Origin of the sequence: Peloplasma aerotolerans, from assembly GCF_030012175.1 — a bacterium.
GTDB classification, from domain to species: Bacteria; Bacillota_I; Bacilli_A; order Acholeplasmatales; family Acholeplasmataceae; genus Peloplasma; species Peloplasma aerotolerans.
Map to the genome: position 1 here is coordinate 33,805 of NZ_JASCXW010000016.1, position 11,962 is coordinate 45,766.

General features: G+C 30.2%; 7 protein-coding genes. 6 read left to right on the plus strand and 1 reads right to left on the minus strand.

Annotation, left to right across the window (positions count from 1 at the left end; all coding sequences use genetic code 11):
- Positions 1-89: 89 nt before the first annotated feature.
- The 6 genes from QJ521_RS05805 to QJ521_RS05830 all read left to right on the plus strand — a co-directional run bounded on the left by QJ521_RS05805 (position 90) and on the right by QJ521_RS05830 (position 10,699).
- A complete protein-coding gene (locus QJ521_RS05805; RefSeq protein WP_282839498.1) occupies positions 90-1,796 on the plus strand; it encodes a DEAD/DEAH box helicase in 1,707 nt (568 codons plus the stop codon).
- Positions 1,797-1,805: 9 nt separating this feature from the next.
- Positions 1,806-3,572: an ATP-binding protein gene (locus tag QJ521_RS05810; RefSeq protein ID WP_282839499.1), complete on the plus strand. Its 1,767-nt coding sequence runs from the start codon at positions 1,806-1,808 to the stop codon at positions 3,570-3,572.
- Positions 3,569-5,629: a DUF262 domain-containing protein gene (locus QJ521_RS05815; RefSeq protein WP_282839500.1), complete on the plus strand. Its 2,061-nt coding sequence runs from the start codon at positions 3,569-3,571 to the stop codon at positions 5,627-5,629. Before QJ521_RS05810 ends, QJ521_RS05815 begins: the two co-directional genes overlap by 4 nt.
- A gap of 118 nt (positions 5,630-5,747) precedes the next feature.
- On the plus strand, positions 5,748-6,605 hold the full coding sequence (locus QJ521_RS05820) for a DUF4007 family protein (protein ID WP_282839501.1): 858 nt from the start codon (positions 5,748-5,750) through the stop codon (positions 6,603-6,605).
- Complete coding sequence (locus QJ521_RS05825; RefSeq protein WP_282839502.1) at positions 6,595-9,870, plus strand: hypothetical protein; 3,276 nt, start codon at positions 6,595-6,597, stop codon at positions 9,868-9,870. The genes QJ521_RS05820 and QJ521_RS05825 overlap by 11 nt, the downstream gene beginning before the upstream one ends.
- Before the next feature lie 13 nt (positions 9,871-9,883).
- Entirely contained in the window at positions 9,884-10,699 is an 816-nt protein-coding gene (locus QJ521_RS05830; RefSeq protein ID WP_282839503.1) for a hypothetical protein, read from the plus strand.
- Positions 10,700-10,892: 193 nt separating this feature from the next.
- On the opposite strand, the gene QJ521_RS05835 is transcribed toward QJ521_RS05830, so the two are convergent.
- Positions 10,893-11,687, minus strand: coding sequence for an IS1/IS1595 family N-terminal zinc-binding domain-containing protein (locus QJ521_RS05835; RefSeq protein ID WP_282839504.1), 795 nt, complete (start codon positions 11,685-11,687; stop codon positions 10,893-10,895).
- Positions 11,688-11,962: the final 275 nt, after the last annotated feature.

Below are 11,962 nucleotides of genomic sequence, written 5' to 3' on the forward strand. Positions count from 1 at the left end.
AGATAAGCAATGAAACACTTCATTAATATGTTATAATTTTTTACATAGACAGTAATAAAAACGTTTTCTTATAGATAGGAGGGGCAGTTTTGATACATGATTACTTATCTAGATTAGATGATGATGTTTTTTTTGAGTTGTTTAATTCTGAGTTTAGCATAAAAGAATTATCAATCCTTGATATCGATGACTCGGCAAAATCAAAACTGCATGACAAGAAATTTATAATTAGCAATGCAGGGAACTATTTACAAGAGAAAATAATTAGTAATAACAAATACTTAACATTAATTTGTACTATACTAGATTCGAATGAACAATCTGATTTATCATTGAAACTATTTCAGCGAAATTTGACTGCACAACAATTTTTGGCAGATGTTTATAGTTTAGATTTAAATGATAAAAAAATTATAAATATACTTAACTCATTTTTTGGATTGCACCACAATCCAAAATCTGACTCTATTGAATATAAAACTCACTTTCAACATAATAAGGGTAATTTTTATGAACTACTAAATTACCAGTTTATTGCTAAAGAGCAGATAATATCAATATTAGACACTAACAAAATTTTACCTAGAATGATTTTACACATGCCAACTGGGACAGGGAAAACAAAAACAGCAGTACATACAGTTATACATGATTATGTTTTTAACAAACAAGGTAAAGGGATTATAATTTGGTTAGCTCATACACATGAGTTACTTAAACAGGCATATAAAGCATTTGAGAATGCATGGAATGTACTAGGCAAAAAAGATATTAATGTCCATTTTAATGATATAGATTCAATTGACACAGAATACAGTGTATATTTTATTAGTTATCAAAAACTAATATCAACACAAAAAAATAAAACTGATTATTTCAAAAATATCAGGAAAAATGCTGTTGCTATAGTAGCGGATGAGGCACACAAATGTTTAGCTGATGAAACTAGAAAATCTATTGAGCAGTTGATGAGGATGTTTGAGTTTGATAACAACAAATATCTGCTTGGATTGACCGCAACGCCTGGTAGACAACTTTTTAATTTTGATGAAAATATGGAGAATCAAATACTGTCAGAAATGTTCGAGAAACGTATTATTAGCATCAATCCTGAAAAGATTGAATCCATCAGAATTGATGAGAGTCTCTTGATAACAGACTCAATTAAAAATATTTTTGATAACGATACTAAAGTTATTCATTATTTTCAAAAAAATAGAATTCTTGCAAAAATAATCAGAGAAGAAATAGAGTATCGAGAGTCTGTTGTGGAAGTCGATAAAGCTAAATTAAAAAAGAGTGCATCTGGTGATTTCAGCCGTATAGTTTTAGATAAAATATCTAAATATTCATCTAGAAATAATACAATTATAAGAAGGCTTATTAAGTTACATAATGAAAAAGTTCCAACTATATTGTTTGCATGTTCTGTTCAACATGGACAATATTTGGAATTAATTATGTCATTATTAGGTATCTCTGCTGTAGGGGTATATGGACATACTTCACCAATTACAAGGGATAAAATAATTGATGGTTTTAATAATGGAGAGTTTAATATCCTTATTAACTGTGAAGTTTTGACTACAGGTTTTGATTCTCCAAGAATAAAATGTGTTTTTATAACTCGACCCACCAATTCAATTGTCCTTTATAGTCAAATGCTTGGAAGAGGACTAAGGGGACCGCGAATGGGTGGAAACGAGACATGTTTATTGATTGACATAAAAGATAATCTTGGCAAATTTTCTGATGAAAATCAAGCTTTTTCATATTTTGAGGAATACTGGAGGTAGTGTTTAAGAATGAATAACAAATCTAACAATAGAAAAGAAATTTATAATGTTAAAGGTATGGCTGAAAGTGCAAGGTACACAGAATACAAACACCTAGAGAGTGCTATTTCAGAAATAGTGGATAATTCAGTTGAAGCAACTGCAGATAGAATAATAATAATTATTTCAAATAAACTTAATCCATTGACTGGTAGGAAAGAAATTAGTGACATCGCTTTTCTTGATAATGGATTAGGAATGGATGTTGACACTTTACATGCATCGTTAGCATATGGAGAAGGTAGTAGAAAAGCTAGAAAAGGTATGGGAAGATTTGGAGTTGGACTTGCACAAGCATCACTTTTTGCTTGTCCTAGGGTTGAAGTTTACTCGTGGCAGCAACCAGATGAAGTTTATAGTGTATTTTTAGACAGTGATTTGATGAAAAGTGGTGAGCAAGAATACTTAGATGAACCTAAGCTAACCAATCTTCCTGTTGATTATACAACTTTTAAATCTCATTTTAGGTTTAATACAGGAACAATGGTTCTTTGGAAATCAGTTGATAAGTCCTCTGTAAAAACTGTTTCAGCATTAATGAATAGATTAGAGATTGAGTTGGGAAAGACTTATCGTTACTTCATAACAGGTGGGAGAGTTTCTATATCTATTGTTGATAATGAAAACAAGTCAAATATTAAGAAGATTAAACCGCGCGATCCACTTTTTCTTATGGAAGATGATTATGCTCTTGCAAACCCTAATAATCCAGGAGAACTATTTAAAGGTGGGAAAAAAGGTGAGCCAATATTCGAAAGATTCATACCAAAATATACTGCTAATAGTGTAATTGAAAAAGAAATCACTTACTTAAATAGTTATGGTACACAGCTAGAAGCAAAAGTTAAGGTTAAGTTTTCTATAGTAAAAGAAAAGTTTTATGTCCTAGGTAAGAGATTCAATAATCCTGGTGACAGTCCTATTGGTAAATACATAAAAGATTACACTGGGATATCTATAGTTAGGGCAGAACGAGAAGTGGATTGGGGAAAATTTGGATTTTTCGACATACAAAATAGTCCATATCATAGATGGTGGGGAGTAGAAATACAGTTTGAACCACTATTAGATGAAATATTTAAGATAAGCAATAATAAACAACATGTTGAGCTAAAAAAACCTAGTTCTTCTGAGATTGCTGAAGCAGAATCCAACCAAACAGAATTGTTATGGGTTGAGTTGAATAAAATTATACAACCAGGAATAACTGAAATGGTCAATCTAAATAAGGCTAGACAAAAGGGAACAAGACTAAGATTTGAAGAAGATAGTAAACAAGGTAGCTTAAATGAACCCAAAACAACATCTAATGAACTTAAGGAGAAGCAAATTGATGAAAAACCTACAGGATTGATTGATAGAGTAATTGATGATGTAATTGGTGAAAATCACAAAAATATTCATAGGAATAAGCTGTTAAGTATACTATCAGAATACACTAATGATTATGGGAAATATTTAGAGGTAGTTGAAGATAATAAATCGAAAGAACTTCTTAAAGTGTATTTTGAAACTGATCACTTCGTAATTCGAATCAATTCAAGTGTATTAACTGAAGTGGAATCAAAAAAAATGCTTGATATAAGATACACATCAGGTGTGTTGTTAAAATCCCTCTGTGAGACATATTCTCAACAGAGTGTACCTAAGGAAAGTTACATGTTTATTCGTGGATTCACAGAAATGATTAATAATGAGATGCAATTATCACAAAAAAAAGAAGGTGATTTAGATTGAAATCTTCAGCGTTTACAATAAATGAATATATAAGTAAAATAAAAAACAAAAAAATCATTATTCCAAATTTTCAAAGAGAATATGTTTGGAGTAATGATGATATAAAATTTTTAATTTCTTCATACTTTTATAAACTGCAAATTGGAGCTGTCCTTTTCTATAGAAATGAGAAACACAGTGGCGATTTGGATGAAAAAATCCTTCCTTATTTGACATTTGATAGTACTGAAATTAAGAATAGTATTGAAGGTTTACCTGATGGGATTAAACACACTTATTATGTGATTGATGGGCAACAAAGATTAACATCAACAATGATTTCATTTACTGACTATTTTGACGATAAAAGCACATTAGCAAGAAAATATAAGAGAAAGTATTTTCTGAGTATTCCTTATAAAACTGAAATGTTTGGTTTACGTAATCTTGAATTTAAACCTCTTTCTATAGGTGGGGATTATGACTATGAAGATTTCGCATTAAATAACATTGACTATATTTCGGCTAATGAAAAAAATTATCCTCAAAAACCGAATGCATACATTATACCATTAGAAGATCTTTATAATGATGAGGAGAAAATTAGAAACAACAACATTAGAAAACATGGAGTAAAATTGGCAACAGATTCATATTTCAATTTGATTCATGGACTTGATTCGAATGATCCCAAATTTACTGAATATACTGACAAATATGAGCAATGGAAAACAGAGTTTTTCGATTATCTTAGGGCTATATTAGAACATGAAATTACATATATCGAAGTGAACGACAATTTACTCGAGGCAATAAAAACTTATGAAATACTAAATAAAAGCGGGAAACCTTTGACAGATTTGGATATTTTAGCAGCAAGCTATTCGGGAGATTACACATCTAAAGCGTCAAAGGACATGAGACTTTATGACGTAATTCGAGCTGAGTTTAAGAAACCTATGGGAAAAGGTGAAATCGAAGGTGTTGATATCTATCGTATGTTGAAAAAAACATGCAATCAGCATAAGAATGAACTTGAGACCGAGCATGAAACAAAAGGGTGGGATTTTTATCGATTTATGATTGATGTAAAAGGTGAGAAAGATATTCCTGCAAGGGTTCTTGAACAGCTAATAAAACTTTTAAAATACATGAGTCTATCTGAAAAACATTCGAATTCCAGAGAGAAATTTAATATTTCAAAATATAAGTCAAATGAGATTTTGAAGTTAACTGGGAGTGAAATAGATCAATATATAAAGAAATCTATTGATAGTATAAGTTGGGCAGCTATGTTGCTTCAAATAAGATGTGGGTTAAAAGACATAAATAAACTCAATTATTTTTGGCAACTGTTCGTAATTGCTGCTTTAAAATTTGAAAAACCTAAAATGTCAAATGATGATATTGATACTATAATTGCTTGGTATTTTTTATCGAGATTTAGCGGTAGATATAGAATTGATCAAAACTCTAATGCCTTAAATGACCTTGAAGGTTTAATCTTACATATAAAAGAAAATACACCATATATAAAGTTAACTGAAATGTTAAAAGAGATTAGAATTAACACTAATAATATAGATTGCAGAGAATTAAGAAGAGAGATGTTAATTCCTAAAAGCGATTTAATTGAGCCTTATGATAAAATTGGTGACTTTATATGTGAGTATTCTATAAGAAATGGCTATGACAGCAAGATATTGATTCAAAACGGTATAGAAATGTTTGTGTCAACATTACTCTATCCTGTTACAAGTAATGAAAATTTTGCACTGAATATACATCATATTTTCCCGCTAGATCAGAATAAAACAATTGGTGAAAATACAGAATATTTGCGAAATGACAAGAAGAATATATACAATTCACCACTAAATAAAACTTATTTAACGTTTAGTGAGAACAATTATATTGGCACAAAAAAATTATCTGACTATTTTGGAAAACTGAGCAATACATTTATCAACGAATCAAGTATTTCTAACGGGTCTTTGTTAAATGATTGGTTGGATGAGAGATATTTGATGTTTTTTAACAAATTATATAATGAACTTAAACTTAATTTAAAAATATAGTACTGGAGATGTCTTCTCCAATAAAAAAATGTTATAATAGTGGTAATTAAAAATGTTGCTGCTATTTTTTTATAAAAAATGCATCATGGAGATTAGTTCTCCATAAGAAAGGTATGTTATGAGCTACGGAAGACATCAAAGTTTTTATTTGAAAAATCATTGGATCAACAAAGGACTGAAAGCATTAAAATTAGAAGAAAACTGGCAAGTTTTGATTGATAAGCATGGGTATAAGGATTTAGGGATTGGAAAAAACATGCAACAATCCTTGAGATATTGGCTTGAAGCAACAAAAATCATTGAACTATCGGATGATAAGAAGTCACATAAGTTAACTCACTTTGGAGAACAAGTCGATAAGTTTGATTCTGGATGCACATACTACTTCACACTATTATTGATACACTACTTTTTGACAACATCAGTTGAAAATAGTGGAGAACCTATATCTCACTGTTTCTATTGGTTTTTTATTGAAAACAAAGATCATTTCTTGACAAAAGAGAAAATCAAAGAGGGATTATTGAATTTTAGTAGTCACAATATAGCTGATAATACGATTAATAAAGATGTGGATTGTTTGATTCAAAGTTATACTAATAAAGAAAAAAATCATCCCGAGGACAAGAATGTATCACTATTAGCGGATTTAGGTCTTATTAAACGTGATAAAACATTTTATGTAAAGTCTAGAATTCATATAAATAGGCAAAGTGCTTATGCATTTTATTATGCATTAGTATTATCAAAAGATGATTTTATTTATACAGTTGATTTAGTCACACAAAATATAGGAAGTGTTTTTAATTTAAATCGTACAGAAGTTATCGAACTGATTGAAATACTTCTTGAAGAGTCTTTCCCGATAAATTTGACTCGAACTAATAATTTGGACACTGTACAAATTAAAGAAATTAGAAGTAACAAAGAGTTGTTACAATATATTTATGAAAGGGCTATAAAGCATGAGAACTAGTATAAATATTAAGTATGATATAGGGAATGCTGAATTAGTTAAAAGTTATTATGCAACAAATACTCACTCTGAGATTATATCAGGAGTTTTACAAGGTTTATTAGGTTCTAAAACAACTAAAGCGCACATCGCTTATGGTCCTTATGGAAGCGGAAAATCATATATAGCATCAATTTTAGCAAGCTTACTAAGTAAAAATTTCACTGCAGGCGATCTCAAAACGATAACCCAAAAATTTAGTCTTGTTGATGATTCCACAACTAAAAATTTCCAACAGTACTCAAGACACAATATCAAGTATCTCCCTGTCATATTAAATGGATATGAAGGAAATTTTAATGATGCAATAATTAAAGCATTAGAAAAAACGATTGTAAAATATAATACTAAAATACTATTACCAGGTATTCATAATTCAATTCTAAAAGTAATTAAAAGGTGGGAAAAAGAGTATCCTCACACATATTTTTTGTTTGAAAGAGAAATTAATGCTATAGATTTAAACCTCGAAGGGTTCTATAATTTAATAGAAGTACGAGATGAAAATATTGTAGATGTTTTCTATACCATTCACAGTAAACTCACAGCAGGAGCTGAGTTTTCATCCTATGAAGGATTGAATTTTATTGAAATCATTGAAAACGTTTCTACTCAGCTCTATAGCAAAAAAATGGGGTTATTCTTTATATATGATGAGTTTGGGAGAATGTTGCAAAACATAAATTCAGAAAACATAAATAATTTCATGCAATCATTACAAGATTTAGCGGAACTCGCTAACAATGGGAGTAAAAATTTGTCTGTTTTGTTTATCGCACACAGACCAATTAATTACTACTTTACTTTTGCGAGTAAAGAGTTAAGATCTGAATTTGCAAAAGTCGAAAAACGTTTCTCAGTTTATGAAATCAAGAGTGATTATATAACTTTTTTACAGATAACACACGGGTATATTGATTCTAAATTGAAAAATAAAAATGTTGTTTCACATGACTTGATTAATGCAACACTTAAATTCAATGTCTTTTATGGGATACTCTCTGATACTGAGGTGGAAAACATAATAATAAATAAGTTATATCCATTGCATCCCATTTCGACATATCTGTTACCAAGAGTATCAAGTGTTTTTGGTCAAAATGAACGAACACTATTCTCTTTTTTGTCGGATCAATCTTCATATGGGTTAGACAAATTCTTAATTAATAATAACGAACTTTATTATCCCGATTATTTAGTAGATTATTTTATCAATGGGATTGATGATTCATATGTTGAAGATGTAAAAGAATATGGAATATTTAGAAAAAACTATTCAAATATCTCCACATTAATAAATAGGAAATATGTGGATAGCGCAAAAAGAATATACAAGTTTCTCCTTATATGGAAGATAACAAAAAGCACGTCTGGAGTAAAATTGTCATCTGAATTTGTTGCCTATTCTCTAGGTATTGATATAGATAATGTTGAAGTTGCACTGCAAATGCTTTCGGATAAAAAAATTGCGCGATTTAATATTATACAAGATCAATGGGAGCTTTTTGAAGGAAGTTCTTTGGATATTAACAAAGAGATTAAGAAAAAGAAACAACTAGATGTATTTACAGAAAAAAATTTCATTGACATTCTAGAAAAATCAAACCCATATCATTATGTATTTCCAAATGAATACAACGCTCGGCATGAAATGACACGTTTCGCTACAATTCAATTCATAACTGAAGAGTATGCTGAAGAATTTCAAATTGTTGATAAAACGGATTATTCAATTGTTGTCTCATTAGGAGAAAATTGTCACGTTGAATGTGATAAAAATATAATTAAACCAAAAGAGTCCTTAAAGTTGAGAAGTCAAATTCATCGATTGAAAATAATAAACGAACTCCTTAAGGATAATGCTTTGCTGAGTGAATATCCAAATGTAGATATTGAGTTGGATTATGAGAAGAATAAAATCATTTTTAATTTAAACAAGTTTTACGAAAATCTTATTTTTTCTGAATTTAAAAGTCATAATCAATTATCACGGTTTTTAAGTGATGAAATGGAAAGAAAATATTATAGAACTTTACATATAGTTAATGATCAAATTAACATGTTTTATTTGACTTCAATCCAAGCAAATGCAGTAAACCTTGTTCTAGAAAAAATACTTGAAAATCTTTCAGTTGATTTAGGAAATTTATTTACAGGCACAAAACCCGCTGATTTAGTCTTTTATACTGTGATTGAGAAAATGCCTCGAATGAGTAAAAACAGAGTTTCATACGAAGACTTGAGTAAAGATTTAGATGATTTTTTATTAAAAAACACATCAGGTGATCTATCAGAGTTAATAGAAATAGCAATAAAAGAGCCTTACGGAATAAGACCTAGACTTGCTATTTTGGTTACTTTCATGATTATCATTGATAAATGGAAAGATGTATTATTATTCAACAAAGGTAACTTTATTCCTCGAATTAATACTGTAGAATTAGTAGATGGTATACTATATAACTCTGGAATGAGGTATGTATTCAGTAGATTTGATAACACACACAGAGAATACCTAGAGGGGTTAAATGACTTGTTCGGTGAATCTGGTGAAAATGTTAAAGCAAGGACCCTTTCTGTCAGAGTTTGCAGCAGCATGTATAACTGGTATCTTAATTTGCCTGTTATAACTCAGCAAATGCAAGATTTGAGTTTATCTGAGCAAAAGCTCTTAGGCATAATTGCTAAGGCAAGAATTAACCCAAAAGAATCCATAGATGATTTAATAGTTACTTTTGGTGAAATAAATGACATTGTGCAGTTTAAAAACAATCTAGAGAATCATTTTGAAGATTATAAAAATAGGTTCCTTAAGCTTACTTTTAAAAAAATTGGAATACATAATCCTATGGATTGGGCAAGAGAACAGCAAGAGATTCATAGAAAAAATAACAGATTAGTTAGAACTATTCTTGCAGGAAGAGACATCTATGATGAATATGCTACAGATGTAGAGAACATTGATATTTCAAGATGGACAGTAAGTAGCTTTAAGTCGTTGCAGAGTAGGATTACAGAGGATTTTAATAAGCTTGATAGAAATAACTCTTATCAAACTATTGTTGTCAACGGTATCAGCAAATTCGTACAGGATGTTGAGCTTTCGTTAAAAGCGGAAACAACCTTAAAAAATTTGGAAGCAACTATTGACGCTACAAAAAGATATTATAGTGATGAAGAATTGGAATATGTAATATTGAGTTTAATAGATAAGTATATAAAATAAAAGAGGAAACAATATGAAAAATAGAACAGATAAACATGTAATTATGTATAGTGGTGGTGCGTCAAGTGCATACGTAGCAAAATGGGTTGTAGACAAATATGGTAAGGAAAACTGCATATTGTTTTTCACAGACACTTTATGGGAAGATAAAGACAACTATCGGTTTCTCGAAGAATGTGCTGACTATATAGGTATTGAAATAACAAAACGGATTGATGGTAGAACACCAGAAGAAGTATTTTTTGAACAAAAATTTCTTGGTAATGCGAGGTTCGCTCAGTGTTCCGAAGAACTAAAAGTAAAACAAACATTAATATATATAGAAGACTTGAGGATGGAAGACTTTGAACCAATATTATATTTTGGTATTGATCCGAAAGAAAAACATCGGGCAGATAGTCTTACTAGGCATTATGAGCATTTTCCACTTGAACCAGTTGAATGTAGATTTCCAATGATAGATTCAATTAGTGGTGACATTAAAGCGAAACAAATAATAGAAAATGAATGGAAGATTAAATTGCCCAGAATGTATGAGCTTGGATTTCATCATGCTAACTGTTCTGGAAGATGTGTTAGAGCTGGATTTCACCATTATGCAAATCTATACTTGGTATGGCCAGAAACATATAAACTTCAAGAAGATATGGAAGAGAAATTCAGAACAGAGTTCAATATGGATGTTTCAATGATGAAAAAAGACGGAAAACCTTATACATTAAAAAGACACAGAGAAGATGTGTTAGAAAAGATGAGTAAGGAAGAACTTACAGAATACGCTAAAAAGAAAGATGATGATGGTATTCCATGTTTTTGTTCGTTTTCATAAAAAAGTTAACATAATATACAACATCACAGGTTTGCTCTCTCGTGATGTTTTTTTTCTGACGTTTGATGTTAAGTGTTGGAAACACTCTTCAGCGCTTCTCCAAAATGTCAGTGATACCTCGATCATTGAGGTAAGTTTTATAAGTAATTGATTTAGTTGTTTTCAGTACTCTTTTATATAAATCTAAGATCATTTAATTTTTTGCTTGAAGTTGTTCAGTTTTGTTTTTAGAGTCTGATAGTATAAGTTGATTATATCGATAAACAAAAAAATTTAGATAATGTTGTAGATATTTCAACCGAAATCCTGCATGTTTGAACAAATAGCGTTTGATGTTACTATGCAGCGAGTCAACGATGATGGTAGAATATTCCTCACTATCATTTCTACGCGCATTAATCTTTTCAATGTCAAACTGATTCATAAATTGTACTTGCTTGGGATTTCCATCATGTAGAAATTTGTTAACTGATCCTATGTTTTGATTGAACAATCTGATAAAATCACCAGGGCTTGCCATGCCTCTTGAAGACACTTTGGCTAAGCATAATCCTCTCAGGTTAATCATGGTGATTACACATAACTGATTAAAGGATAAACCTCTAATATCCTTTCCATCAAGCCGTAAAATCTTATATTTCTTTTCTCTTATACTCAAGAATGTCTCATCAATCATGATACTATCTGAGAGTTCAATCTCATCCTGATAGTTGAGAAGCGTGTGAAATACAATATAACGATAATAATGAGCTGTTTTGATATTGATTTCTAAGTTTCTTGCTGCGACATCTAGTGTAACATCATCAATCATATAACCAATAAACTTCTTAATTAGTTTTGAACTGTTCTTGAAGTGTTTGGTTGGTGATTGATCAGACATGAATGTTTTTAGGCATAATTGGCATCGATATCTTTGAACACCTGATTTAGTCTTTCCATTCTTATAGATATGATTCCCACATAAAGGGCATTTGATTCTATTTGACATATTGACGTTCCTAGATTACAAAAGCGAGCACTTTATCCCAAGGAACGTCGCCAAACAATTCAAGGATAAAATACTCGCTTTTGTAGTTCCTTTTACATTGTTTGGCAATATTATTATATCATAATTTGGGTATGCACTTTATGTTGAATTTATGAATGGTTTATTCTCAGCCTAAAAAAAGTGTAATTATATACTTTCACCAACACTTAACACCAAACGTCAGTTTTTTTTTACAAATAAGGAATATTTGGGTTATGATGTGAACAATGATATAA

Coding starts and splice junctions, on each gene's coding strand:
- QJ521_RS05810 (WP_282839499.1), top strand. CDS start 1,806: ATGAATAACAAATCTAACAATAGAAAAGAAATTTATAATGTTAAAGGT.
- QJ521_RS05820 (WP_282839501.1), top strand. CDS start 5,748: ATGAGCTACGGAAGACATCAAAGTTTTTATTTGAAAAATCATTGGATC.
- QJ521_RS05825 (WP_282839502.1), top strand. CDS start 6,595: ATGAGAACTAGTATAAATATTAAGTATGATATAGGGAATGCTGAATTA.
- QJ521_RS05830 (WP_282839503.1), top strand. CDS start 9,884: ATGAAAAATAGAACAGATAAACATGTAATTATGTATAGTGGTGGTGCG.
- QJ521_RS05835 (WP_282839504.1), bottom strand. CDS start 11,687: ATGTCAAATAGAATCAAATGCCCTTTATGTGGGAATCATATCTATAAG.